The organism is Rhodococcus jostii NBRC 16295 (assembly GCF_001894825.1).
Lineage (GTDB): Bacteria > Actinomycetota > Actinomycetes > Mycobacteriales > Mycobacteriaceae > Rhodococcus_F > Rhodococcus_F jostii.
This window is the reverse complement of sequence record NZ_BCWY01000013.1, coordinates 1-25,217: the sequence shown is the minus strand read 5'-3', so window position 1 is coordinate 25,217 and position 25,217 is coordinate 1. Positions and strand designations below refer to the sequence as shown.

At 68.2% G+C, this 25,217-nt stretch carries 26 protein-coding genes; 15 read left to right on the top strand and 11 right to left on the bottom strand.

Annotated features, from left to right (window positions below; all coding sequences use genetic code 11):
* Positions 1-88 precede the first annotated feature (88 nt).
* Complete coding sequence (locus RJ1_RS10795; RefSeq protein WP_083400435.1) at positions 89-1,009, top strand: inositol monophosphatase family protein; 921 nt, start codon at positions 89-91, stop codon at positions 1,007-1,009.
* Positions 1,010-1,015: 6 nt separating this feature from the next.
* Here the strand turns inward: RJ1_RS10795 and cei are convergent, their stop codons facing one another.
* The gene (gene cei / locus RJ1_RS10790; RefSeq protein WP_073359922.1) at positions 1,016-1,705 is read right to left on the bottom strand and encodes an envelope integrity protein Cei; all 690 of its coding nucleotides are present in this window, start codon (positions 1,703-1,705) and stop codon (positions 1,016-1,018) included.
* A gap of 482 nt (positions 1,706-2,187) precedes the next feature.
* Here cei and RJ1_RS10785 point away from each other — a divergent pair, with 482 nt between their 5' ends.
* Positions 2,188-2,490, top strand: a complete 303-nt coding sequence (locus RJ1_RS10785; protein WP_005240850.1) for a DUF4193 domain-containing protein — start codon at positions 2,188-2,190, stop codon at positions 2,488-2,490.
* Positions 2,491-2,538: 48 nt separating this feature from the next.
* On the opposite strand, the gene RJ1_RS10780 is transcribed toward RJ1_RS10785, so the two are convergent.
* Positions 2,539-3,060: a DUF3093 domain-containing protein gene (locus RJ1_RS10780; RefSeq protein ID WP_073359921.1), complete on the bottom strand. Its 522-nt coding sequence runs from the start codon at positions 3,058-3,060 to the stop codon at positions 2,539-2,541.
* Positions 3,061-3,095: 35 nt separating this feature from the next.
* Between RJ1_RS10780 and dut the strand changes: the two genes are divergently transcribed.
* Together dut and RJ1_RS10770 are read left to right on the top strand one after the other, a co-directional pair.
* Positions 3,096-3,617, top strand: coding sequence for a dUTP diphosphatase (dut, locus tag RJ1_RS10775; protein ID WP_174694964.1), 522 nt, complete (start codon positions 3,096-3,098; stop codon positions 3,615-3,617).
* Between the two features lie 2 nt (positions 3,618-3,619).
* Positions 3,620-4,477, top strand: coding sequence for a DUF3710 domain-containing protein (locus RJ1_RS10770; protein ID WP_073359920.1), 858 nt, complete (start codon positions 3,620-3,622; stop codon positions 4,475-4,477).
* A 7-nt stretch (positions 4,478-4,484) separates the two neighbouring features.
* Here the strand turns inward: RJ1_RS10770 and RJ1_RS10765 are convergent, their stop codons facing one another.
* Positions 4,485-5,198 (bottom strand): alpha/beta hydrolase, encoded by a 714-nt coding sequence (locus RJ1_RS10765; protein WP_073359919.1) that lies wholly within the window; start codon positions 5,196-5,198, stop codon positions 4,485-4,487.
* A 137-nt stretch (positions 5,199-5,335) separates the two neighbouring features.
* Between RJ1_RS10765 and RJ1_RS10760 the strand changes: the two genes are divergently transcribed.
* A complete protein-coding gene (locus tag RJ1_RS10760) occupies positions 5,336-5,713 on the top strand; it encodes an OB-fold nucleic acid binding domain-containing protein (RefSeq protein ID WP_005240856.1) in 378 nt (125 codons plus the stop codon).
* 28 nt (positions 5,714-5,741) lie between these two features.
* On the top strand, positions 5,742-6,422 hold the full coding sequence (locus RJ1_RS10755; RefSeq protein WP_073359918.1) for a DUF3159 domain-containing protein: 681 nt from the start codon (positions 5,742-5,744) through the stop codon (positions 6,420-6,422).
* Between the two features lie 64 nt (positions 6,423-6,486).
* Here RJ1_RS10755 and RJ1_RS10750 read toward each other — a convergent pair whose 3' ends face one another.
* A complete protein-coding gene (locus RJ1_RS10750; RefSeq protein ID WP_073359917.1) occupies positions 6,487-7,146 on the bottom strand; it encodes a potassium channel family protein in 660 nt (219 codons plus the stop codon).
* Between the two features lie 48 nt (positions 7,147-7,194).
* Positions 7,195-7,860 (bottom strand): potassium channel family protein, encoded by a 666-nt coding sequence (locus RJ1_RS10745; protein WP_073359916.1) that lies wholly within the window; start codon positions 7,858-7,860, stop codon positions 7,195-7,197.
* A 162-nt stretch (positions 7,861-8,022) separates the two neighbouring features.
* Here RJ1_RS10745 and RJ1_RS10740 point away from each other — a divergent pair, with 162 nt between their 5' ends.
* The 3 genes from RJ1_RS10740 to RJ1_RS10730 all read left to right on the top strand — a co-directional run bounded on the left by RJ1_RS10740 (position 8,023) and on the right by RJ1_RS10730 (position 11,839).
* Positions 8,023-10,017, top strand: coding sequence for an APC family permease (locus RJ1_RS10740; protein WP_073359915.1), 1,995 nt, complete (start codon positions 8,023-8,025; stop codon positions 10,015-10,017).
* Positions 10,018-10,030: 13 nt separating this feature from the next.
* A complete protein-coding gene (locus RJ1_RS10735; RefSeq protein WP_073359914.1) occupies positions 10,031-11,299 on the top strand; it encodes a class I SAM-dependent RNA methyltransferase in 1,269 nt (422 codons plus the stop codon).
* A gap of 81 nt (positions 11,300-11,380) precedes the next feature.
* Entirely contained in the window at positions 11,381-11,839 is a 459-nt protein-coding gene (locus RJ1_RS10730; protein ID WP_073359913.1) for a MarR family winged helix-turn-helix transcriptional regulator, read from the top strand.
* On the opposite strand, the gene RJ1_RS10725 is transcribed toward RJ1_RS10730, so the two are convergent.
* From RJ1_RS10725 to glsA, 4 genes are all read right to left on the bottom strand, one after another.
* Entirely contained in the window at positions 11,836-12,507 is a 672-nt protein-coding gene (locus RJ1_RS10725; protein WP_073359912.1) for an SIMPL domain-containing protein, read from the bottom strand. The two genes, RJ1_RS10730 and RJ1_RS10725, sit on opposite strands and share 4 nt — an antisense overlap.
* The gene (locus tag RJ1_RS10720; RefSeq protein ID WP_073359911.1) at positions 12,504-13,343 is read right to left on the bottom strand and encodes an ABC transporter permease; all 840 of its coding nucleotides are present in this window, start codon (positions 13,341-13,343) and stop codon (positions 12,504-12,506) included. The genes RJ1_RS10725 and RJ1_RS10720 overlap by 4 nt, the downstream gene beginning before the upstream one ends.
* Positions 13,340-14,302: an ATP-binding cassette domain-containing protein gene (locus tag RJ1_RS10715; RefSeq protein ID WP_073359910.1), complete on the bottom strand. Its 963-nt coding sequence runs from the start codon at positions 14,300-14,302 to the stop codon at positions 13,340-13,342. The genes RJ1_RS10720 and RJ1_RS10715 overlap by 4 nt, the downstream gene beginning before the upstream one ends.
* Positions 14,303-14,405: 103 nt before the next feature.
* Complete coding sequence (gene glsA / locus RJ1_RS10710; RefSeq protein WP_073359909.1) at positions 14,406-16,226, bottom strand: glutaminase A; 1,821 nt, start codon at positions 16,224-16,226, stop codon at positions 14,406-14,408.
* Between the two features lie 252 nt (positions 16,227-16,478).
* Here glsA and dxs point away from each other — a divergent pair, with 252 nt between their 5' ends.
* Positions 16,479-18,428 (top strand): 1-deoxy-D-xylulose-5-phosphate synthase, encoded by a 1,950-nt coding sequence (gene dxs / locus RJ1_RS10705; RefSeq protein ID WP_073360023.1) that lies wholly within the window; start codon positions 16,479-16,481, stop codon positions 18,426-18,428.
* A gap of 70 nt (positions 18,429-18,498) precedes the next feature.
* On the opposite strand, the gene RJ1_RS10700 is transcribed toward dxs, so the two are convergent.
* Both RJ1_RS10700 and RJ1_RS10695 read right to left on the bottom strand, forming a co-directional pair.
* A complete protein-coding gene (locus RJ1_RS10700; protein ID WP_073359908.1) occupies positions 18,499-19,896 on the bottom strand; it encodes a sugar porter family MFS transporter in 1,398 nt (465 codons plus the stop codon).
* A gap of 96 nt (positions 19,897-19,992) precedes the next feature.
* Complete coding sequence (locus RJ1_RS10695; RefSeq protein WP_073359907.1) at positions 19,993-21,009, bottom strand: iron-siderophore ABC transporter substrate-binding protein; 1,017 nt, start codon at positions 21,007-21,009, stop codon at positions 19,993-19,995.
* A gap of 293 nt (positions 21,010-21,302) precedes the next feature.
* Between RJ1_RS10695 and RJ1_RS10690 the strand changes: the two genes are divergently transcribed.
* From RJ1_RS10690 to RJ1_RS10670, 5 genes are all read left to right on the top strand, one after another.
* On the top strand, positions 21,303-22,082 hold the full coding sequence (locus RJ1_RS10690; protein ID WP_073359906.1) for a GntR family transcriptional regulator: 780 nt from the start codon (positions 21,303-21,305) through the stop codon (positions 22,080-22,082).
* Positions 22,079-22,306: a 4Fe-4S dicluster domain-containing protein gene (locus RJ1_RS10685; protein WP_005240903.1), complete on the top strand. Its 228-nt coding sequence runs from the start codon at positions 22,079-22,081 to the stop codon at positions 22,304-22,306. Before RJ1_RS10690 ends, RJ1_RS10685 begins: the two co-directional genes overlap by 4 nt.
* Positions 22,307-22,322: 16 nt before the next feature.
* Positions 22,323-23,753: an ABC transporter substrate-binding protein gene (locus tag RJ1_RS10680; protein ID WP_073359905.1), complete on the top strand. Its 1,431-nt coding sequence runs from the start codon at positions 22,323-22,325 to the stop codon at positions 23,751-23,753.
* A gap of 44 nt (positions 23,754-23,797) precedes the next feature.
* Positions 23,798-24,610: an ABC transporter permease gene (locus RJ1_RS10675; protein ID WP_240319993.1), complete on the top strand. Its 813-nt coding sequence runs from the start codon at positions 23,798-23,800 to the stop codon at positions 24,608-24,610.
* The coding region (locus RJ1_RS10670) for an ABC transporter ATP-binding protein (protein WP_073359904.1) at positions 24,607-25,217 on the top strand (611 nt) is incomplete at its 3' end. The genes RJ1_RS10675 and RJ1_RS10670, both read left to right, overlap by 4 nt.

Genomic DNA, 25,217 nt, shown 5'->3' with positions numbered 1-25,217 from the left:
TGCTCGTCACACTAGTGCGTCGAGACGACTTCGGTGGGTGATGACACCAGGGAGCGTGGAACGTCAGCGGTGGTGTGAGGCAGTGAAAGTGTGTTCCGATGGGTGGGTGCATGCACCCCAGAGTTCAGACCTTCCGTCAGGCCGCGTCGGCACCGATCCCCGAGAACTGCTCGAAGTCGCCGTGACCGTGGCCGAGGAAGCCGCCGCCCACGTCCGGGCGAGGCGGCCCGAGGTGTTCGGAATCGTCGGGAAGCGAGCGGGATCCGGCGATTCCGTGGCCTCGAAGAGCACCCCGACGGACCCGGTCACCGTGGTCGACACCGAGGCCGAGCAAGTCATCCGGGACCGTCTCGCGGAGCTGCGTCCGGGCGACGCGATCCTCGGTGAAGAAGGTGGGGGAGAGGAGGATTCCGTCGCCGGGGTGCGATGGATCGTGGATCCGATCGACGGCACCGTGAACTTTCTGTACGGGGTACCCGCGTACGCGGTCTCGGTGGCCGCCCAGATCGACGGAGTGTCCGTCGCCGGGGCCGTGGTCGACGTGGCGGCCCGGGCGACGTACGCCGCGGCCCGCGGCGGCGGTTCGACCCTGACCGACGCGGACGGGCGGGTGAGCGAACTCCGTTCCAATCCCGTGACCGACGTGTCGATGGCGTTGCTCGCCACCGGATTCGGGTACGGCGCGGCGCGGCGCAAGGTTCAGGGGGCCCTCATCGCCGACATCCTTCCGCGGGTGCGGGACATCCGCCGGATCGGTTCGGCGGCCCTCGATCTGTGCATGGTCGCGGCCGGCCGGGTCGACGCCCACTTCGAGCACGGGCTGAGCCCGTGGGACTGGGCCGCCGGGTCGCTGATCGCGACCGAGGCCGGAGCGCGCGTGCGAATCCCTGCGCCGCACACGTCGAGTGCGGACGGCGAAGTGGTGGTGGCCGCCGCGCCCGGCATCGCCGATGCGCTGGACGCGCTGTTCGCCGAGACCGGGGCGGACGCCCCGATCCCGGAGGTGTGACCGCGGTCAGCAGCGGGCCGTGCGCGCCGCCTTTAGGAGATCGATGTCGAGTGGTGCGGGCTGGGTTCCGGGCGGCGGATCCTTCAGGGACCGCAGAACCTCTTCGGCATCGGTGTTCGGTGAGATCTTGCGGAAGTAGGTTCCGAGCGCAAGGTCGACGGTGTCGTCGGTGCGTGTGTCCTGGATGAGCTCGGCGCACGGGGCCACCAGCCAGAGGGCGCTCGCGGCGGCGGCGCCGTTCGGGCCGAACCGCAGCTGCCCCTGGCACTGCATGTTCTGGTCGACGTAGATCGGGTCGTTGCCCGCCTGGACGTCGGGGGCGCTCGCGAACCCGTAGTCGCTCAGCTGGGCGGCCACCTGCGCTGCCTGGCCGTGCTCGCCGTTCGCGTTGAACACGCGCACCTTGGTGGCGGACAGTGCTGCAGGCTCCACGTCCCGCAGGGTCGAACCGTCGACCCTCTCGCCCAGCGTCTGCTGCGGCGGGGCCACGGGGTCGACGGGCTGCGCCGCCGGCTGGGGAGGGTTGCAGTCGACCGTCGTCGCCAGATCCTCGTCGTCTCCGAGGACGCCGCTCCACACGACGGCGCCGAGCAGGGCGAGGACCGCGAACACCACGAGGATCGGCATCGCCCGCCGCCGACGGAACGGACGACCCTTGTCGTCGAGCGAGCTGCCTTCGGTGATCAGTGAAACCACAGTGTGCCTCGACCTCTCCTACAGACTGCGCTTGTGACGTATCGCCCGTACAGCGCACCGATACAGGGCCCGGGCCACACGTCGTGGCGCAGGTTCGGCACCTACCTTAGAGCCCAGGCGCGTCATAACCCGGAACCCGTCCCCGTTGTGGAATGTCACAGCTTGCTGTGGTGTTGGTGACGATTAGCAGACAATTTGCGCGATCGGCCGATTCAGTTACGACTTTTGTACTCCCTTCGGCTACTGTCTGGCGGCCCGAGTCGTTCAAAGCGTGCAGAACGAGGGTCGGCAGAAGATGACAAATGAGGCGTAGATCATGTTTCCGGAGCCTGGTTCCGGGCACGTACCCATCCGTTGCAGCGTTGTGTAGCCGCAGGGTGTGATCTGCGCCGAGGCGGTTTTCGTGCGGACGGTCGACCGGTACACGGTTGCGACGTACCGAACGGGCCGGGATACACGGAAGAGGATGAGGGGAAGGCGACATGGCAACTGACTACGACGCACCGCGGCGAACAGAGTCCGACGAGGTTTCGGAGGATTCGCTGGAGGAACTGAAGGCGCGACGCAACGAGGCTCAGTCGGCTGTCGTCGACGTGGACGAGTCCGACACCGCTGAATCGTTCGAACTGCCGGGCGCCGATCTGTCCGGGGAAGAGCTCTCGGTGCGGGTCGTGCCCAAGCAGGCCGACGAGTTCACGTGTTCCAGCTGTTTCCTGGTGCACCACCGCAGCCGACTCGCCAGCGATGCGGGCGGCGTGCTGGTGTGTAGGGACTGCGCAGCCTGAGAGCGGCGAGCACGAGAGAGGCGGACGGTGGGAGGCCCCACCGTCCGATCAGTCTCCGTCCGCCTGCGGGCGGGCACGGTTGATCGCAGCCAGCAGTTCTGCCGGACGTCGGGTGCTGATCAGCCAATAGGGGGTCGGGTCCTCGGGGTCGTCGAGCACGATCAGCGCCATCGGCTTGACCCACACCCGGTGCTGGACGAACGCGGCGGGGTCGAGCTGACGACCGAGCGCGGCGCTCTTCGCCGAGCCGGGAACCTCCGCGACCCGCGCGATCACATCCAACGGCAGATGTGCCTGGCCGACCCGCAGATGGACGCCGTTCGGCTCGTCGACCACCTCGACGCGCAGCCGGCTGAGCCAGACGAGTCCCCAGACGGGCAGGGGAAGCAGAAGAACGTACGGCAGCCACGCGCGGATACCCGGCGCACCCATGTGCACCTCCGCGGCGAGCAGGCCGGCGACGAACAGGCCCACTGCCCACCACCAGACGGGTACCCACAGGCGCTCCGAGTAGAGCGTGGGCGAGGTGTTATCGGTGGGCGCGACTTCGGGCCGGGACGTTTCTGACACCCGACCAGGATAGTCGGTGTCTGAGAGTAGGCTCGGTGCACGTGAGCGACCTATCTCCCGGCCTTTCTCCCGCCGCGACCCCCGCCCTTCCGCCTGTCGCCCTCCAGCGCCTGGACCCGGACATTCCGCTGCCGCAGCGTGCGCACGACGGCGACGCCGGTGTCGACCTCTGCAGCACCATCGACGTCACCATCGAGCCGGGGCGCCGCGTCCTCGTCGGAACCGGGGTTGCGATCGCGCTGCCCCTGGGCACCGTCGGACTCATCCATCCCCGGTCGGGACTCGCCGCCAAGTCGGGGCTGTCGGTGGTCAACACCCCCGGCACCATCGACGCCGGGTACCGGGGCGAGATCAAGGTGTGCCTGATCAATCACGACCTCGAGACGCCGATCGAGATCCGCCGCGGCGACCGGATCGCCCAGCTCGTCGTGCAGCGGGTCGAGCTGGTGTCGTTCGTCGAGGTGGAGTCCCTCGACGGCACCACTCGCGGCAGTGACGGACACGGGTCTAGCGGGGGCCACGCCAGCCTCGTCGGCAATGCCAGTGAAGGAGCCTGATCATGTTCGGACGTCGTAAGAAGCAGGAAACCGAGGACGACCGGCCCGGTTTCTTCGAGGACGCCGAGACGGACGCCGCCGACGAGGACACGGACTTCGAGGACGACTACGACGCCGTGAGCGAGGTCAACGGCGGTCCGTACGACGCCGACGACCTGGAGTCGGGCGCCGATCTCACCGTCGGTGAGGTGGGGACCCGCCTCGACCTCGGTTCCGTTCTCGTCCCGATGCCGCAGGGTGCCCAGTTGCAGGTCGAGATGGCACCGGACGGTTCGCCGCAGGCCGTGCACCTCGTCACCCAGCACGGGCGTGTCACGGTGGCCGCCTATGCCGCCCCGAAGTCTCCCGGTCAGTGGCGGGAAGTCGCCGGCGACCTCGCCGAGTCCCTGCGCAACGACAACGCGACGGTGAGCGTCGAGAGCGGACCGTGGGGCCGCGAGGTGTTCGCCGTCACCCCGAACGCCGACCTGCGTTTCATCGGCGTCGACGGCTACCGCTGGATGGTGCGGTGCGTGGTCGCGGGACCGAGCGGTGGCAACACGGCCGATTCGGAACTCGTGGCGACCGCCCGGGCGATCCTGCGTGACACCGTCGTCAAGCGGGGGAACGAGCCGAACCCGGTGCGGACCCCGCTGCCGGTGGTCCTGCCGGAGGCGCTCGCCCAGCAGTTGGCCGCCGCCCACCAGCAACAGCTGGCGCAGCAGCAGGGCGCCGCCCCGCAGCAACCAGCACCGCAGCAACCGGCCCCGCAGCAGCCCGCGCCGGGTCCGCAGGGTGAGCAGCAGGCATCGCCGGCGCCGGCCCAGCCGCAGCAGCGGCGCGGCGAATCGGGTTCTGCCATGCAGCAACTCGGCCGATGACGGCGGTTCAGGTGGTGTGTAGCACCGAATCCAGCGCACGGAGGCCGGCGTAGCCGAGAACGGCGGGATCGGCACCGATCTCGTCCAGCGACATCGTGACCAGTCCGGCATGCGGTAGCCGTTCGGACCAGGTGCGGGCTACCTCGAGTGGATGCACGGCGTCGTCGACGGCAGCGGCGATACCGACCGGCACCACGATGCGTTCGAGGTCGTCTGCACCGGGGGCGTGGTATTCGGAGGCCTCGTCCAATGCGGCCGGCAGGTGGGGCCACTGCGAGCGCCAGGATTTCGCCAGTTCCCGGCCCAGCCAGGGTGGGCTGGAGGCGATCATCTCGGCGGTGACCTGTTCGAGGCCGTCCGCCCGCAGCCGGGCGGCGGTGAACCGGGCGCTGGCCGCGGCGGGGGCGTCCGCGGCGGTGCCGGTCCACGCGGGCAGCGCCGCGAGGACCCCGGCGGCGCTGTCCGGGTGTGATCCTGCCCACTGCAACGCCACAGCGGCCCCGATCGAGACCCCGCCGACGAGGATCCGGGAGTGCTCCGCAGCCGCGGCGTCGAGCGCGTCCAGGTAGCTGCCGACAACCCTCCGGGGATCGGGTTCGACTGCGACCGTGCGCACTCCACGGCAGGCCAGGGGCTCGGTGAAGGCGCGGGCCACGAAGTCCGCATCGGATCCCGTACCGGGGAGCACCACGGCCACGGATGGCTGATCATCAGAGGGCATGAGGTGATCTTGCCCGGTGCGTGACAGTGCCCTCTCCGGTGGTGTGGTTGCCGGGAACCAATGGGTCTACAGTGGCGAATACACAGCCCTACGAGCGGCGCGAAGATCTCGCGTCGCACATGCTCCAGGAGCGCGCAATGGCACCCGCCACGGCAGGATATTTTCGTCGGCTGACTCGCAGGCTCACCGAGGACCTGGAGCAGCTGGACGCCGAGGAAATGGCCGAGACGTCACAGGCGTCCGGCGCACAACGTGCCTGCGACTGCAGCCGCGGTGAAGAGGTCACCATGCTGGGACGGCTCCGCAGCGTCGAAGCCTGTCCGAAGTCCGGGAACGCCAGCATCGAAGCCGAGTTCTTCGACGGCACCGAACAGATCAAGTTGGTGTGGATCGGCAGGCGGAGAATTCCGGGCATCGAGCCGGGCAAGACGTTGCTGGTGCGGGGACGTGTCGGCGAACGCGACGGCCAGAAGGTGATCTTCAACCCGTACTACGAGCTGCGCGGCGAATCGTAAGGTCCGTCTCGTGTGGCACTCTCGTTGAGTGACCGAAACGAAGCAGCAATCCATACTCGAACAGCTCGGTGGGCTCAGCGGGCTGGTGTATTCGACTCTGCCCATCCTGGTCTTCGTTCCGGTCAACGGTGTGTGGGGCCTGGGTCCGGCTATCTGGGCGGCCCTCGGTGTCGCCGTGGCCATCCTCGTCTGGCGCCTCGTCCGCCGCAGCCCCATCCAGCCCGCGGTGTCCGGGTTCTTCGGCGTCGGTATCTCCGCCTTCATCGCCTACCGCACGGGCGATGCCAAGGGGTACTTTCTGTTCGGTATCTACACGAGCCTCGCGTACGGGGCGGTGTTCCTGATCTCGATTCTGGTGCGCTGGCCGATCGTCGGACTCATCTGGGGATTCCTCAACGGCCACGGCAACCTCTGGCGGCGGCATCGCGGCGCGGTGCGTGCCTATGACGTCGCCACCGCCGCTTGGGCGCTGGTGTTCGGTGCCCGGTACGTCGTGCAGTCGCAGCTCTACGATTCGGATCAGACCGGCTGGCTCGCGTTCGCCCGCATCGCCATGGGCTGGCCGCTGGCGGGATTGGCTCTGCTGGTGACGATCTGGGCGGTCCGGCGGGCCGACAGGATCGTCGAACCGGGACCGTCCGAGGAGCCCGCAGCACCGACCGACGACACGGAGGCCGGAGGTCCCCGCGACGAGCCCGGCCAAGTCTAGGCCGGACCTGGGTATCAGGCTCTAACCCGTTGCGCCGAAGGCGAAGTCGATCGCCTAGGCCCGGTTACGAGAGCCCGACGGCCGCCCGCAGGTCGTCCTCGACGTCCACGGATGTGACGAACAGCAGTTCGTCGCCGCCCTCGAGCGGGTCGTCCTGCTGCGGGACGATCACCCGACCGCCGCGGAGGATGGTGACCAACGCGGCGTCGCGGGGCAATTGGAGCTTGCGAACGGGTTTTCCGGCGAGCGGAGTGTTGTCGGGCAGCGTGACCTCGACGAGGTTGGCCTGACCCTGCCGCAGCGTCATCAGCCGCACGAGATCGCCGACCGACACCGCCTCCTCCACCAGTGACGCGAGCATCCGGGGGGTGGACACGGCGACGTCGACTCCCCAGGACTCGTCGAACAACCACTCGTTGCGGGGGTCGTTGACGCGGGCGACCACGCGGCTCACCCCGAACTCGGTCTTCGCGAGGAGGCTGAGGACGAGGTTGGCCTTGTCGTCGCCGGTGGCCGCGATCACGACCTCGTAGGTTTCGAGGGAGGCCGATTCGAGGCTGCTCAATTCGCACGCGTCGGCGTGGACCCAGGTCGCCTCGGGCACCGACTCCTGCTCCACGTGCTCGAGCTTGCGTTCGATCAGCATGACGTCGTGTTCGCCGCGGACCAGTTCGCGCGCGATGGAGCGTCCGACTGCGCCGGCTCCTGCGATTGCGACTCTCATCGTGTGCTTCCGTTCGGGTGGTCGATCGTGAACATTCTCACTGCCGTCTCAGTTGTCCGAGGGCGGGGGATTGCCCGCGAGCGCGACGGCTTCGGCTACGGTTCCCGACACGGCCGCGATGTACACCTGGTCGTCGGCCTGGAAAACGGTCTTGCGGTCGGGGAGGACGCCCGTGCCGAAGCGGATGATGAACGCGACACGCGAATTCGTCGCTGCCTCGAGTTCGGCGACCGGCTTGCCGATCCAGTCCTCGTGCAGAGCCAACTCGGTGACCGCGACCGTTCCCGAGGGGTCGCGCCACTTGGCCGTCTGGCTGTCGCGGGTGAGGGTGTGCAGGAAGCGGTCCGTCGACCAGGGGACGGTGGCGACGGTCGGGATCCCGAGGCGCTCGTACACAGCGGCGCGCTTCGCGTCGTAGATGCGGGCGACGACGCGTTCCACGCCGAACGTCTCGCGGGCCACGCGCGCGGAGATGATGTTGGAGTTGTCTCCGGACGACACCGCGGCGAATGCTTCTGCGCGCTCGATACCGGCCTTGACCAGCACGTCACGGTCGAAGCCCATGCCGATGACGGTGTGCCCGGGGAAGTCGGGTTCGAGACGCAGGAATGCGGCGGGATCGCGATCGATGACCGCGACCTCGTGGCCGATCCGGGTCAGCGAGCCAGCGAGGGATGAGCCGACCCGGCCGCATCCCATGATGACCACATACACCTTGTACTCCGTTCATGGGCTCTGGTGTCACGCCTCGAGGACGTGCGTACCGAATCGAACCGTACAGTGCCGCGGCAGAAGAGCAACCGAGACAGAGATCGCAATCCGGACACATTGGTGGGTGAGGGTCCAGCTTTTCCACGGACGGCTTACGCTTTGGCAGTGTCAAAGCTCTCGACCGCCACCAAGCGGCTACTGCTAGGCAGACCCTTCCGGAGCGACAAGCTCGGGCACACGCTGCTTCCCAAGAGGATCGCTCTCCCGGTCTTCGCCTCCGATGCGATGTCCTCGGTGGCCTACGCTCCCGAGGAAATCTTCCTCGTGCTGTCGGTGGCGGGCATCTCCGCCTACGCCTACACCCCCTGGATCGGCCTCGCCGTCGCCGCGGTGATGGCCGTGGTCGTCGCCAGTTACCGGCAGAACGTGCACGCCTACCCGTCGGGCGGCGGCGACTACGAGGTGGCCACCGTCAATCTCGGACCCACCGCGGGTCTGACAGTCGGCAGCGCCCTGCTGGTGGACTACGTCCTCACCGTCGCGGTGTCCATCTCGTCGGCGGCGTCCAACATCGGTTCGGCGGTGCCGTTCGTGGCGGAGCACAAGGTGCTGTTCGCGGTCGCGGCCATCGTCCTGCTGACCGCGATCAACCTGCGCGGCATCCGTGAATCCGGGGCCGCCTTCGCGATCCCGACGTACGCATTCATCGTCGGAATGGTCCTGATGTTGCTGTGGGGGTTCTTCCGGATCTTCGTCCTCGGCGAGGACCTGCAAGCAGAATCGTCCGGATTCCAACTCGAAGCCGAGGATTCCCACCTGTACGGGATCGCGTTCGCGTTCCTCATCGCGCGGGCCTTCTCCTCCGGGTGTGCGGCCCTGACCGGTGTCGAGGCGATCAGCAACGGTGTGCCGGCGTTCCAGAAGCCCAAGTCCCGCAACGCGGCCACCACGCTGCTGCTGCTGGGGTCGATCGCCATCGTCCTGCTGATGGGCATCATCATCCTGGCCCAGAAGATCGGGATCGTGTACGCGCACAACCCGGCCGAGCAGCTGATCGGCGCCCCCGCCGGCTACCACCAGAAGACGCTGATCGCGCAGATCGCCGAGACGGTGTTCGGCGGGTTCCCCATCGGGTTCTACTTCATCGCCATCGTCACGGCCCTGATCCTCGTGCTGGCCGCCAACACGGCGTTCAACGGATTCCCGGTGCTCGGATCGATCCTCGCGCAGGACCGCTACCTGCCCCGTCAGCTGCACACACGCGGCGATCGCCTGGCGTTCAGCAACGGCATCCTGTTCCTGTCCGGGGCCGCGATCGCATTCGTCGTCCTGTTCGGCGCCGAGGTGACCAAGCTGATCCAGCTGTACATCGTCGGCGTGTTCGTCTCCTTCGTGCTGAGCCAGACCGGCATGATCCGGCACTGGACCCGGCACCTGACGACCGAGAACGACCCCGCCCAGCGCCGGCGGATGCAGCGTTCCCGGGTGATCAACTCCATCGGCCTCGCCATGACCGGCGCCGTGCTGATCATCGTGCTCATCACGAAGTTCGCCGCCGGCGCCTGGATCGCGATCGTGGCCATGGTCGCGATCTTCGTCGTGATGAAACTGATCCGGAAGCACTACGACAGCGTGGCCCGGGAACTCGAGGAACAGGAATGGGACGGGGTGCTGCCCAGCCGGACGCACTCCATCGTCCTCGTCTCGAAGCTGCACATGCCGACGATGCGCGCGCTCGCCTATGCCCGGGCCACCCGGCCGGACACACTCGAGGCGATCACCGTCAACGTCGACGAACCCGACACGCGGGCGCTCGTGCGCCGGTGGGAGAAGAGCGACATCGCGGTGCCGCTCAAGGTGATCGAGTCGCCGTACCGCGAGATCACCAAACCGGTCCTCGACTACGTGCGCCGCGTCCGCAAGGATTCGCCGCGGGACGTCGTGACCGTGTTCATCCCCGAGTACGTGGTGGGCCACTGGTGGGAGCAGATCCTGCACAACCAGAGCGCGCTGCGGCTCAAGAGCCGGCTGCTGTTCCAGCCCGGCGTGATGGTCACGAGCGTTCCGTGGCAGCTGAACTCGTCGGAGAAGGCGAAGACCCTGAACATCGAATACACGGCCGGGGCCTCGCGCCGCGGCTACGAAGCCGACGACAAGTGACGGGCGAGAAACGTTGAGCGAGAACTGGTTGGACCGCCGCCTCGAACTGCGGCTCGGAAATCCCGGGCACGGCGGTTTCGTCGTCGCCCGGCACGAGGGCCGGGTGGTCTTCGTCCGGCACGGGCTGCCGGGGGAGCGGGTGACGGCGCTCGTCACCGAGGACCGCGGCGGGTCCTACTGCCGGGCCGACGCGATCGAGATCCTCGACGCGTCCCCTGAGCGGGTCACCCCGGTGTGCCCGGTGTCGGGTCCGGGCGGCGCGGGCTGCTGCGACTTCTCGCACGCGACCCTGCACGTGCAGCGGGACATGAAGTCGCAGGTGGTGTCCGAACAGCTGGTGCGGCTCGCGCGGGTACAGCGGGACGTGGAGGTCGAGGAACTACCCGGCACGGGGGACGGCACCGGCTGGCGCACGCGGGTGCGGCTCGCCGTCGACCAGGACGGGCGTCCCGGCTATCACCGGCATCGCAGTTCCGGCATCGTTACCGAGCTCGCGTGCCCGCAGATCGACGTTGCCGCCTATGACGGTGTGAGCGAACGTGATTGGACGCCGGGTAGCGAGGTTCAGATCGTTCTCGACGGCGCGGGGGAGCGGCACGTCGTCGAGATCGCCCCACCGAAGGTGTCCCGGACCGGCCGGACGAGCCCCGGGCGCCGCGGTGCCATGGCACGGCGCGCCGCCGTCGGTGCGCCGCGAGCCGAACGCGTGGTCGTCGGTTCGGGTCGTCCGGTCGAACGGGTGCGCGACCGCGAATGGGCGCTCGCCGCCACCGGGTTCTGGCAGGCGCACCGCGGCGCCGCGGACACCTATTCGGCCGTGGTCGCCGAATGGGCCGGGATGTCCGCGGGGGACACCGCGTGGGACCTGTACGGCGGGGTGGGAGTGTTCGCCGTCGCCCTTGCGGGCGGTGCCGGAGCGTCCGGGCACGTGGATTCCGTCGAGTCCTCGCGCCAGGCCGTCTCGGACGGGAAGGCCGCGCTGTCCGACGTCCCGCAGGTGCGTTTCCATGCCGACCGGGTGGAGCGCGCGATGTCCGGGTTGACCGGCCCGCCACGCGTGGTGGTGCTCGATCCGCCGCGCGCGGGCGCGGGACGGGACGTGATCGATGCGGTGGCCGCGGCGGGCGCCGAACGCGTCGTTCACGTGGGGTGCGATCCGGCGTCGTTCGCCCGCGACATCGGTCTCTACCTGGGGCACGGATTCCGGCTCGACGAGCTCCGTGCGTTCGATGCGTTCCCTCTCACGCACCACGTGGAGTGCATCGCGTTGCTGACGCGCTGACAACGGGTGCATCGTTGTTTACCGAACGCAACTTTACGTATAGTTGACCCCGCAAGTAGAGAGTGTTGGGACGGGGACTGGATGTCGGTAGAGGCAGATACTGCGCAAGCGCTCGTCGATGCGGTCTTCGCGCTCGGGCGATCGTTGCGGGCGGTCGTCGCCGCGAGCGGTGAGACTCCGATCGCACCCGCGTTGACGAGCGTGCTCTTCGTGCTCGCCGCGCGCGGGGAGTGCCGGCAGAACGAACTGGCCACCGACCTCTGCGTCAGCCAGTCTTCGCTGAGCCGGCAGATCTCCGAGCTGGTCGACGCGGGGTACGTGTCCCGAACAGCCGACCCCGACGACAAACGTGCCTCCCGTATCCGGGTGTCGCCGAACGGAATGGACATTCTGCGCGAGACCACCGAACGCCGGGCCGAACGCCTGCGCGGCATGCTCGAAGGCTGGTCCCAGGAACAGGCCCTGGCCGCGGTGACCTCACTGACCCAGCTCAACGACACCTTCACCACATCCGTTCAGCAGCGCGGACCGCGGGTCTAGGTCAGGCGCCACCGCACCCGGACATCGACCCGGGTCGGTTTCTCGCCCCGTTCGACGGCGATCGGGGAGTCGGCCGCCGCGAACGCCTTCACGACCGGCCGCGGTGACACGTCGCCGGTGTCGACTTCCGAGATCTCCAGCACCTCGCCCAGTGCACGCTGCGACAGCGAGGCGTACTGCTCCGCCTTGGCGAGCGCGTCGGCCCACGCCCGCTCCCGGGCGGTGGCCGTCAGGGCGGCGGGGTCGGAAAAGTCGAATTCGAGTCCGCCGAGGCGGATGTCGTCGCCCCCCGCGCCCACGCAGGCGGCCACCACCTGTGCCGGTGACGCCCCAGACTCACCGTCCGCGTCGTCCGCGCGGACGGTGATCTGCAGCGTCGTCGCCGCGGTGTAACCGGTCACCTCGCTGCCCCGGCCCTCGGTCCACGTCGTTTCCGAATGCACGGACAGTCCGGTGGTCGCGAGGTCGGGGCCCGAGACGCCGTGTCCGCGGAGAACGTCGGTGACGGCCGTGGTGGACCGCGCGACCGCCTCGAACGCGGCAGCGACCGCGGGCCGAGTCGCTGTCACGGTGACGGCGGCGCGGACGAGATCCGGAACCGCGGACACGATTCCGGATCCTCGTACCGTCACCGATCGCTCGGCGGGCTCGGATGTCGCCACCGTCACGACTTACGGTTGTACAGCCGCATCGTCAGCGGTCCGAAGATCACCACGAACCCGGCGCACCAACCGAGGACGGCGGCGAGTTCCGCCATCTCCACCGACCCGGCCATGAGCCCGCGGATGGACGTCACCAGCTTGCTGATCGGGTTGACGCCGACGAAGGCCTGGAGCCAGCCCGGCATGGTCGCGGGGTCGACGAAGATATTGCTGGCGAACGTCAGCGGGAACAGGATGAACATCGACACACCCATGACTGCCTGTTCGGTGCGCATGAGCATCGCGAACATCGTCCAGATCCACGACAGGCTGAACGAGAACAGCAGCAGAAGGCCGATCGACGCGACCACGCCGACGAGACCGCCGTCCGGGCGGAAACCCAGCACCAGCCCGAGGATCAGAACGATGATCGAGGCGATGGTGTAGCGGACGACGTCACCGAGCAGCGCGCCGACGAGCGGTGACGGCCGCCAGATCGGAAGCGACCGGAACCGGTCGAAGACACCCTTCTCGATGTCCTTGTTGAGCGTCAGGCCGGTGTACATGGTGATCATGACGACCGTCTGCACGAGGATGCCCGGCAGCAGGAACTGGACGTACGCGCTGGTCGATCCGGCGAGCGCGCCCCCGAAGAGGTACGTGAACATCAACGTGAACATGATCGGGAACATCGTCACGTCGAACAGCTGCTCGGGGACGTGCTTGATCTTGAGCAGGGCACGCCATCCGAACGACAGCGAGGTGGACCAGGCGGTGGGTCTCGCCGGCCGCGGGCCGGGCATCTGCAGGACGTCGGCGACAGCGGTGGCGGTGTCGGCGGTCCGGTCGGTGGTGGAGGTCATGACGCATGCTCCTCGGTGGGTCGGCCGGTGAGGGAGAGGAAGACTTCGTCGAGGCTCGGCTGCCCCAAAGCGAACGTGCTGACGGCGATTCCGGCGTCGTCGAGTGCGGGCAGCGCCCGCGAGACCCGCTTCGGGTCGTCGATGCGGGCGGTGAGGGCGGCCGGATCTGCTTCCTCGACGACCGGCACCTCGAGGATCTCGCGCAGCAACGCCGCAGCCGCGGGACGGGTGGCGACATCGGTGACGCGCACGTGTAGCGCGCCCGATCCGACGGAGGCCTTGAGCTCGCCCGTGGTGCCCTCGGCGATGACCTTGCCGTGATCGATGACGGCCACCCGGTCGGCGAGCTGATCGGCTTCGTCGAGGTACTGCGTGGTCAGCAGCACCGTCGTGCCGCCGGCCACCAGCGCCCGGACGATCTCCCACACCTGGTTGCGGCTGCGCGGGTCGAGTCCGGTGGTGGGTTCGTCGAGGAAGATCATCTCGGGAGTGACGATGATGCTCGCCGCGATGTCGAGCCGCCGGCGCATACCGCCCGAGTAGTTCTTCACCTGCCGGTTGCCCGCCTCCTCGAGTCCGAAGGCGGACAGCAACTGTTCGGAGCGGGTGCGGGCCGCCGCCCGGGAGTACCCGTACAGCCGGCCGAGCAGCAGCAGATTCTCGGTGCCCGTCAGGTCCTCGTCGAGCGACGCGAACTGCCCGGTCAGGGAGACCTTGCTGCGGACGGCGTCCGGTTCGCTCGCGACGTCGTGCCCCAGCACGGTGGCCGTTCCGCCGTCGAGGGGCAGGAGTGTGGCCAGCATGCGGATCGCGGTGGTCTTGCCCGCCCCGTTCGGCCCGAGAACGCCGTAGACGCCGCCGAGCGGCACGGCCAGATCCAGGCCGTCGACCGCGTGCGTGGATCCGAATGTCTTGACGAGCCCTGTCGTCTCGATGGCCAGCTTGGTCGCTGTGAGCATTGCCCCCTGCTTTCGATTTCGGCGTCGTCGATTCCGAGCCCCCAGCCTGTCCGATTTTTCCGAATCGGGCAACGCCTTTTCGCGGGGTTCTCGCGGGAGCAGGTCAGATGCCGTCGCCCTGCCGCAGCAGGGACCGCAGCATCACATCGAGCTGCTCGTACGCGCCCGACGCGAGACGCTCGAGCAGCGCCAACTTGAGTTTCGGTTCCTCCGAGGCCATTTCGGCGTAGCGCTCGGACGTCAGCACCGCGACCGTCACCGGCGTGTCGGCTCGGACGTCGTTGAGGAAGCGGGAGTCGAGCATCATCGTCATCTCACCGAAGCTCATCCCCGCCGACAACGTCATCACCCGGTGCACCGCACCCGACTGGTCGCTGACGGTGGAGCTCAACCGCCCGGACAGGATGAGGAACAGCCCACACGCGCGGTCGCCCCGATGGACGAGGAGTTCACCGCGAGCGTAGGAGCGGGTGACGAGGTCGCGGGTGAACCGCTGCAGCTGCTGCGGGCTGAGGGTGGACAGCATCGGATGCTCGGCGATCGTGACGGACGACGGCTGCCGGGCCGTGCTGCAGTGCCGTTCGAGGAGGATGTCCTCACACCACTGCACCGCGGCATCGAGGTCGGCGAACACCCTGCCGGTGTTCCCGGACAGGTCGGAGTGGGTGTTGCCGAGCAGACCGGCGGGGTCGACGAACGCGATCGCACACCTCCGGTCGGCGAGGTCGGCCCGCAGTGTCTCGATCATCCGGCGCGAGACCCCGCTGACCTCGTCGACCCGGCGGACGTCGACGACCACCACCTCGAGGTCTTCCTCGACGGCGCCGATCTCGCGAACGGCGCTCTCCGCGCCGGCGAACAGCAGGTCTCCGTGCAGCTCGTAGATCCGGCTGCGCTTGCCGACGTCGTCGAGGGCGGCCCGTTCGGAGGGTGACCGCCGCAACCGTGAGGGGGCGTCCGACACCGAGTACCGGGCGCGCACCGCGGAGCGAGCGGCGCGGGTGACGTGCAGGAAGTGCAACTCGAGCTCGTTCGACAGCGCCCGGCACGCCTCGACTCCGCGGACGCTGTTGCCGTGGGAATCGAGGCGCGGTGAGTAGATCGCGATCCCGATCTGCCCGGGGAGGACGGCGACGATCCCGCCACCGACCCCACTCTTGGCGGGCAATCCGACCTCGTACACCCATTTACCTGCGGCGTCGTACATGCCGCACGTCGACATCACGCTCAGGACCCGCTCGACGAGAAAGGGCTCGAGCACCGTCTCCCGGGTGGCGGGATTGACGCCGTTGTTCGCCATCGTCGCGGCCATCAGGCTCAGGTCGCGGCACGTCACGTCGAGGGAACACTGGCGGAAGTACAGGTCCACCGCCTCGTCGGGGTCGTCGGTGATGATGTCGAACGAGCGCAGCATGTGGCCGATGGCCCGGTTGCGGTGGCCGGTCCGTGACTCGGACTCGTACACCGACCGGTTGAACGTCAGGTCCCGTCCCGCGTACCTCGAGTACGTCGCCCGGATCCGCTCGAACCGGGTGTCCACGTCCGGTCCGGCGATCAGCGACGCGGCGGTGATCGCCCCGGCGTTGATCATCGGATTGCGGGGGCGCTCCGTCCGGGGATCGAGGCTGATCTCGTTGAACGGCTCCCCGGACGGTTCGACGTCGATCTTCTCGGCGACGGCGTCGGGCCCGCGATCGGCGAGCGCCAGGGCGTACGTGAACGGTTTCGAAATGGATTGGATCGTGAACGGCAGGCGGGTGTCGCCGACCTCGTACACGTAGCCGTCCACGGTCGCGATGCAGATGCCGAAGGAGTCGGGGGCGACTGCGGCGAGCTCGGGAATGTAGTCGGCGAGTTCGCCGCCGCGATTCTTCCGGGTTTCGGTGAAGACTTTTCCGATCAGCGCGTCCACGACGGTGCTCATGAGACGACCCTAGAGGCTGTTCACGACGATGTCGGGTGTTCCGTTCGGCCCGCCCGGCGACACAATTGTGTGAAGCCGGTCACGGCTGTGGCCGGAATGCCCGAGGACGAAGCCGCACCACGGTGCCGCAGCGGCCGGTACCGTGTGTCCCGCACTTCCGCGGCTCCGTAGACTGGTTCCACTGTGACGTGACACGACAGCCACGTGGCAGAGGCACGCAAGGCAGCGTGCATCACGGAGGGAGCGATCTCGTTGGGTGTTCTTGCCCGTATCCAGACGCCTGACGATCTTCGTCAGCTGAATTCGGCGGAGATGAAGCAGCTCGCCGCCGAGATCCGTGAGTTCCTCGTGCAGAAGGTCGCCGCGACCGGCGGGCACCTCGGTCCCAACCTGGGCGTCGTCGAGCTGACCCTCGCGTTGCACCGCATCTTCGAGTCGCCCGCCGACCCGATCATCTTCGACACGGGCCACCAGGCGTACGTCCACAAGATCCTCACCGGCCGCAAGGACGATTTCGACTCGCTCCGCAAGCAGGGCGGCCTGTCCGGCTACCCGTGCCGGGCGGAGAGCGACCACGACTGGGTCGAGTCGTCCCACGCGTCGGCGTCGCTGTCGTACGCGGACGGCCTCGCGAAGGCGTTCGAGCTGACCGGCCAGGACCGCCACGTCGTCGCCGTCGTGGGGGACGGCGCGCTCACCGGCGGCATGTGCTGGGAGGCCCTCAACAACATCGCGGCCGGCAAGGACCGCTCGGTGGTCATCGTCGTCAACGACAACGGTCGCTCGTACGCGCCGACCATCGGCGGGCTCGCCGACCACCTCGCGGCCCTCCGCCTCCAGCCGGGGTACGAGCGCATCCTCGACAGCGGTCGTCGGATGGTGAAGAAGCTTCCGTGGGTGGGCCGCACCGCCTACTCGGTTCTGCACGGCATGAAGGCGGGTCTCAAGGACGCGGTCGCCCCGCAGGTGATGTTCACGGATCTGGGCATCAAGTACCTCGGACCGGTCGACGGGCACGACGAGGCTGCACTCGAATCCGCGCTGCGCCGCGCGAAGGCGTTCGGTGGACCGGTCATCGTCCACGCCGTCACCCGCAAGGGCATGGGCTACGCGCCCGCCGAGAACCACGTGGCCGATCAGATGCATTCGACCGGCGTGATCGATCCGGTGACGGGCAGGTCGACCGGAAAGGCGTCCGCCGACTGGACGTCGGTGTTCTCCGCCGAGCTCATCGATCAGGCGAGTCACCGGCAGGACATCGTCGCGATCACCGCCGCGATGGCGGGCCCGACGGGTCTCGCGGCGTTCGGCGAGAAGTATCCCGACCGCATGTTCGACGTCGGGATCGCGGAGCAGCACGCCGTCACGTCGGCGGCCGGTCTCGCTCTCGGGGGACTGCACCCGGTGGTCGCGGTCTACTCGACGTTCCTCAACCGCGCATTCGATCAGCTGCTGATGGACGTGGCGTTGCTGAACCTGCCCGTCACCCTCGTCCTCGACCGTGCGGGGATCACGGGCAACGACGGCGCCAGCCACAATGGCATGTGGGACATGTCGCTGCTGGGCATCGTCCCCGGAATGAAGGTCGCCGCTCCCCGCGACACCGCCACCCTGCGGGAGGAGTTGGACGAGGCGCTGGCCGTGGACGACGGCCCGACCGCCCTCCGCTTCCCGAAGGGCACTGTCTGTGACGACGTGCCCGCGGTGAGCCGCCTCGACGGCGTCGTCGACATCCTCCGTGCCCCCTCCGGGCGGAACGACGTGCTGATCGTGTCGGTCGGCGCGTTCGCCGGTCTCGCGCTCGCCGCCGCGGAACGACTGGAACAGCAGGGCATCTCGGCGACCGTCGTCGACCCACGGTGGGTCCTGCCGGTTCCGGAGTCGCTGGTGAAGCTCGCCGAGGGCTACACGATGGTGGTCACCGTCGAGGACAGCGGTCTGCACGGCGGCATCGGTTCCACCGTCTCCGCGGCGCTGCGGTCGGCCGGGGTGGACGTGCCGTGTCGTGATCTCGGAGTGCCGCAACGGTTCCTCGACCACGCGTCGCGCGCACAGATCCACACCGAGTTGGGTCTCACCGCGCAGGACGTCGCCCGGCAGATCACCGGATGGTTCGCCGGTCTCGGCAACTCGCGCTCCGGGCAGCAGAACGGCGTCGTCGCCGGTCTCGACGCGCAGCGCGCGGAGAACAGCGGCCAGTAGACCCGGCGCCCCACCCGAAGAGATCCGGCCGAATCACACTGTGATTCGGCCGGATCCGTTCGTGCCGGGGTCAGGTGTGCATCTCCTCGAGTTCCATCCCCTTCGTCTCCCGGACCTTCGACCGGACGAAGAAGAAGGACAGCAACGCGAAGAATGCGAACAGTCCGTACAGGAACCACAGCCCCACCGAGCGGGTGAGCGGCGGGAACGACAGCGTGACCGTGAAGTTCGCGATCCAGTTGGCCGCCGTGCTGATGCCGAGTGCGTAGGCGCGCATGTTGTTGGGGAACATCTCGCCCAGCATCACCCACATGACCGGGCCCCAGGTGGCGGCGAAGAAGATCACGAACAGGTTGGCGCCGATCAGGGCGACGGCCCCCCACGGGCTGGGGAGCACGACGTCGTCGCCGCTGCCCGTCGCCTGGGAGAACGCGATAGCGGCCATGAGCAGGCTCACGAACATGCCGAGCGAGCCGACCATGAGCAGGATGCGCCTGCCGATCCGGTCGACGAACAGGATCGCGACGAACGTCATACCCACGTTGATGATCGCGGTGATCACCGACGTGGTGAACGACTCGTTCTCGGTGAAGCCCACCGACTTCCAGAGCGTGGTGGAGTAGTAGAAGATCGCGTTGATACCCACGAACTGCTGGAAGATGGCCATGAAGATGCCGACCCAGACGATTGGCTGCAGCCCGAACTTCGGGCCGCGAATATCGTCGAACGACGCCGTCGATTCGTGGCGCAGCGTGAGCCGGATCTCGGAGACGCGCTCGTGCGGGTTGACCTCGCCGGTGATGTTCGCGAGGATGTCGGCCGCTTCCTGATCGAGGTGCTTACCCACGAGGTACCGCGGAGACTCGGGAATGAGCAGGGCGAGAATGCCGTACACGACCGCGGGGATCACACCGACGATGAACATCCAGCGCCAGGCCTCGAGGTTCAGCCACAACTCGTTCGACGCGCCGCCCGCGGCGTTCTGCAGCACCGCGTCCGACAGCAGCGCGGCGAAGATGCCGAGAGTGATGGCCAACTGCTGCAGCGACGCCAACGCGCCCCGGTATCGGGCCGGCGCGATCTCCGAGATGTACGTGGGCGCAATGACCGACGCGATACCGATGCCGAGGCCGCCGAGGACGCGCCACAGCATCAGGTCGGGGACGCTGAACGCGAGACCCGCTCCGAGCGAAGACACGACGAACAGCACCGAGCCGAGCAGCATCACTTTCTTGCGGCCCCAGCGGTCCGCGAGGCGACCCGCAAACCACGCGCCCACAGCACATCCGAGCAGGGCAATCGCCACGGCGAAACCCGTGAAGAACGACCCCAGCTCGAAATGGCCCTGAATGGAGTCGACGGCGCCGTTGATGACCGAGCTGTCGAAACCGAAGAGAAATCCACCCACCGCGGCGGCGACGGTGACGCCGATGACCTTCGCGGTGTGTCTTTCGGACATCTGCGTCATCGCATACCTGCTTTCGACGAGCGTTCCTGATGCGGGCACAACCGAAATGCGTGTCCCGGAATACGCTACGCCCGACACCGCCTGTCAGGCGGGAGTTCAGGCACCCGCTTTCTTCGCGGCCTCGCTGAGCTGAGGTGTCAGCTTGTCCAGAACCCACGGTGTCGCGAGGACGCTGGTCTGGCTGAGCCCCGAGATGATCTTCGTGTCCGACAGCGGTACGGCGGTGCCGCGTCCGATGGCGCCGAGATTCGCGTAGGCCGGGTTCGCGGCGATGGAGGTGTTCTCCGGGACGAACGCGACCACGACGTCGGCGTCGACATCGGAGATGTTCTCGACGGAGATGTCGGCGAAGAACTTGTCCGGATCGTTCGTCGCGGCCAGCTTCTGCACGCCGGGTGACACGGTGAAGCCGAGCTGCGTGAGTACCTGGACGCGGGGATCGGACGGCATGTAGACGTTGACGGTCGCGGCGTCGGTGTCGAAGTTGATCACCGAGATCGTCTTGCCGGCGAATTCGGGATGCGCGGCGGCGGTCTGGGCGAGGGTGTCGTCGAGACCGGCCACGAGCTGCTCGGCCTCGGCGCTCTTGCCCAGTGCCTGCCCGACCAGCGTCGTCTGGTCCTGCCAGGAGGTCTGCCACGCCTTGTCCGGGTACGCCACGGTCGGCGCGATTCCCGACAGCTTCTCGTACGTCGCCTGGTCGAACCCCTCGTACGGGGCGAGGACGACGTCCGGCGCCAGGGACGCCGCCGCCTCGATGGGGGTGGACGTTTCGGCGTCGAGCAAGGTGGTCTGGGACGGATCGAATCGGTCCTGCAGCCAGGGCATCACACCGTTCGCCTCGGCGCCGTACGTGTACTTCGGCATGCCGACCGGTGTCTCGCCGAGGGCGTAGACGACGTCCTGGGCGTTCCATCCGAGCGTGACGATGCGTCCGGGTGCCGCGTCGAGGGTGGTCGATCCGAACGTGTTCTCGATCGTGACCGGAAATCCCTCACCGGCCGCTTCCGTGGTGCCCCCGCTGTCGCCGGACGAGCACGCGGCGAGGAAGAGGGACGAACTGGCCACGGCGAGTGCGACGGCGATCTGACGTCTGGCGGTGGGTGCGAACACGGCAACGGCTCCTTCGGGACGAGAACAGAAGGTAAGCCTAACCTAGACATTCTGGCCCGACCGGCGGACGGCGCCACTTCGAATCACCGTGATTGAAAATCCCGGGCTCGGCGCGACCCGGCGCATTACCCGGTCGCTGCCGTGTTCTCGCTGGTGAGGCGTTCCACTCCGACCGAGGACCCGGCCGATTACCCGACGCGGTCCGAGTGCCTGTTCGCCACGCCTCCCGGCCCGGCGGACTGCCGTTAGCGTGTGTCTTCGTCCAGCTCACAGCACAATCGACGAAGGAGACCGTGGTGGTGAATCCGACTCCCCTCCAGGCGGCGTCGCGCAGTTCCCGTGCCGACCATGCGCGCAGATTCGCCGACCTGCTCCGTCAGCAGATCCACGCGGACGCCTTCACCGAGCGCGGATTGCCGTCGGAGTCGGAGCTGGCCGCCGAGTTCGGTGTGTCGCGCAATGCGGTACGCGACGGACTGGCGCTGCTGAAGCAGGAGGGGCTCATCGACCGGGCCCCCCGTGTGGGAACCCACGTGGCGCAACGCAAGTACGACCACGGTCTCGACGCCCTGCTCGGGCTGAAGGAGACGCTCAAGGGGCACGGCGAGGTGCGCAACGACGTCCGCTCGGCCGTGGAGATCACCCCGCCGCCCGCGGTGACCCGCCGTCTGCAGCTCGAGCCGGGCGAACCCGCCGTCTACATCGAGCGGGTGCGCTACCTCGGCGACCTGCCACTCAGCCTCGACCTCACCTACCTCGTCCCCGACATCGGGGCCGAGATCCTCGGCCACGACCTCGAAACCAACGACGTCTTCGCGCTGATCGAGGAGGTCTGCGGTCAGTCGCTCGGCTCCGCCGATCTGGCGATCGAATCCGTCAACGCCGATGCGCATTCGGCCGCAAATCTCCAGACACCCGAGGGCGCGGCGCTCCTGTTGCTCGAACGCCTCGCCCGGCTCGTCGACGGACGTCCCGTCGACCTCGAATACATCCGCATGCGCGGTGACCGAATCACCATGCGCAGCAGCCTCGTCCGACGTCCCGACATCACGAACTGGGAGCTCACCTCATGACTCTGGTCAATCAACGAGCCGACGTGCCCGTCACCATCGACGAGTCGCTGTGCATCGAGGGCTGCACCCTGTGCGTCGAGATCTGCCCGCTCGATTCGCTGGCCATCAACCCGGAGAACGGCAAGGCCTTCATGCACGTCGACGAATGCTGGTACTGCGGTCCCTGCGCGGCTCGCTGCCCGACCGGCGCGGTCACCGTGAACATGCCGTACCTCCTCCGCTGAGCGAAAGACCACACAGATGAAGCGACGCTTCCCCACCTTCGCGATCGCCGCCGCGGCACTGACACTCGTGGCGACGAGCTGCTCCCTCGAACCGTCGACCGGCAACGCCGACGCGGTCACAGTGGTGATCGGGTATCAGTCCAAGACGATCAACACCGTCACCGCCGGCACCCTGCTCCGCGCGCAGGGATACCTCGAACAGCGCCTGCAGGACGTGACCGAGCAGACCGGGACCACGTACTCCGTCGAGTGGCAGGACTACGACACCGGTGCTCCGATCACCGCTCAGATGGTGGCCGAGAAGATCGACATCGGATCGATGGGCGACTACCCGATGCTGATCAACGGCTCCCGCACCCAGGCGAATCCGCGGTCGAAGACCGAGATCGTCTCGGTGACCGGCTACAACCCCGAGGGCGCCCTGAACATGGTGGTGGTGCCACCGAATTCACCCGCGAACACGCTCGCCGACCTGGCCGGCAAGAAGGTGTCCGCGAGCGTCGGCTCCGCGGGCCACGGCACCCTCGTCCAGGCCCTCGACCGCGCCGGAATCGACCCGGGCACCGGCGTCGAAGTGCTCAACCAGCAGCCGCAGGTCGGATCCTCGGCCCTGGAATCCGGTCAGGTGGCGGCGCTGTCGCAGTTCGTCGCCTGGCCCGGACTCCTCGTCTTCCAGGACAAGGCCAAGCTGTTGTACGACGGCGCCGAACTCCACACCCCGACCCTGCACGGCGTGGTGGTCCGGGACGCGTACGCCGACGAACACCCCGAGGTGCTCGACGCGTTCCTGCGGGCGCAGCTCGACGCCACGCGCTTCATCCGGACGGAACCGCTCGAGGCATCGCGGATCGTGGCCGAGGCGAGCGGCCTGCCCCAGGAGGTGGTGTACCTGTACAACGGTCCGGGCGGCACGTCGTTCGACACCACCCTCAAGCCCGGGCTCATCGATGCGCTGAAGAACGATGTGCCGTACCTGAAGTCGATCGGCGACTTCGCCGACCTCGACGTCGGGGGCTTCGTGAACGACGCGCCGCTCCGGTCCGCGTTCGAGGCCGACGGGCAGAACTACGACACCGCGCTGGCGTCCACGGCCAACCCGACCGCCGTCACCGGCACCGACCCGGTGTGCGCCACGCCCGCGGACGATCCGGCCCTGGCCGGGGAGGTCTGGATCGACGGCGCCGCCGAGACCCAGCCGGCCGCGAACCCGACGTGCCTGCTGCGGGCGGTGAAGCAGGCCCAGGCCGAGGGTCGCGCGGTTCGCTCCGCGTACGTCCCGGACGCCGAACTGGGCACCCGATGGTTCGCGGACAAGGCGGTGTGGGTGCGCGACGGCGACACCTTCCTGCCGTTCACCACCGGCGCCGCGGCCGACCGGTACCTGCGCGCACACCCCACGGGCGGCGCGATCACGTACGACCGCGCGGTCGAGGAGGTCCGGCAGTGACCACCCTGGAGAAGTCGGCCGTCCTGACCGACACCGAATCCGCTGTGGAAGAACATGATCCGGCAAGGATCCGCCGACGGTCGTCACCGTGGCGGTCCCGGGCCGTCCGGATCGCATCGGTCGCGGCCGCGATCACCGCGTGGCAGCTGCTGACCGCCCACGACGTGCGGCTGTGGTTGCGGTTCGACACGCTCCCCACCGTCACCGACATCGTGTCCGCGTTCGGCACCCAGCTGCAGACCGAACTGTTCTACCTCGACCTCGGGCAGTCGCTGATCCGGATCCTCAGCGGATTCGGACTCGCGACCGTCGTCGGTGTGGCCACCGGAATCGCCCTCGGCAGATCGGAACTCTTCGCCGACGTCCTCGGACCGCTGACGGAACTCGCTCGGCCGATCCCGGCCATCGCGGTGGTGCCCGTCGCGATCCTGCTGTTTCCCAGCGACGAGGCGGGCATCGTCTTCATCACGTTCGTGGCCGCGTTCTTCCCGATCATGGTGAGCACCCGGCACGCGGTACGGGCCCTCCCGACGCTGTGGGAGGACTCGGTGCGCACGCTGGGCGGCGGGCCGTGGGACGTGCTGTCGCGGGTGGTGCTCCCCGGCATCCTGCCAGGCGTGTTCGGTGGACTGTCGGTCGGAATCGGCGTGGCGTGGATCTGCGTGATCTCCGCCGAGATGATCTCCGGCAGGCTCGGTGTCGGGTACCGCACCTGGCAGGCGTACACGATCGTCGACTATCCCGGCGTCTTCGTCGGGATGATCACCATCGGCATCCTCGGGTTCGTCACGTCCGGCGCAGTCGAACTGCTCGGCCGGCGCGTCACCCGCTGGCTGCCGCGAGGGGAGCGCGCATGACCGCCACCGCAGCACCGTCCGTGACCGCCGGCATGTCGCTGGTCCTCGACGACGTCACCCTGTCCTACACCGGGAACCCGGTCATCGGTTCGCTGTCGCTGACCGTGGTTCCGGGCGAGATCCTGGTTCTCACCGGACCTTCCGGGTGCGGGAAGTCCACCGTGCTGCGCGCTCTGGCCGGTCTGCTGCCGCCCGATTCGGGCAGCGTCGTCGCCGATGGCGCGGTGGTGACATCGACGTCCCGGGACCGGGCCGTCGTCTTCCAGGACAACGCACTTCTCCCGTGGCGCACCGTCCGCTCGAACATCGAGCTGGCCCTCGCACTGCGCGGCGAACCCCGCAAGGGGCGGCGCGACACCGCCGATCGCTGGATCGAGGAGGTGGGACTCACCGGTTTCGGAGACTTCCTCCCCAAGAACCTGTCCGGCGGCATGCGGCAGCGGGTGCAGTTGGCGCGCGGCCTCGCGGGGGCGCCGCGGGCCGTGATGATGGACGAGCCGTTCGGCGCACTCGACACCCAGACCCGCGGCGGCATGCAGCGACTGCTCGTCGACACGTGGAGCACCCACCCGACGACCGTGGTGTTCGTGACCCACGACGTCGACGA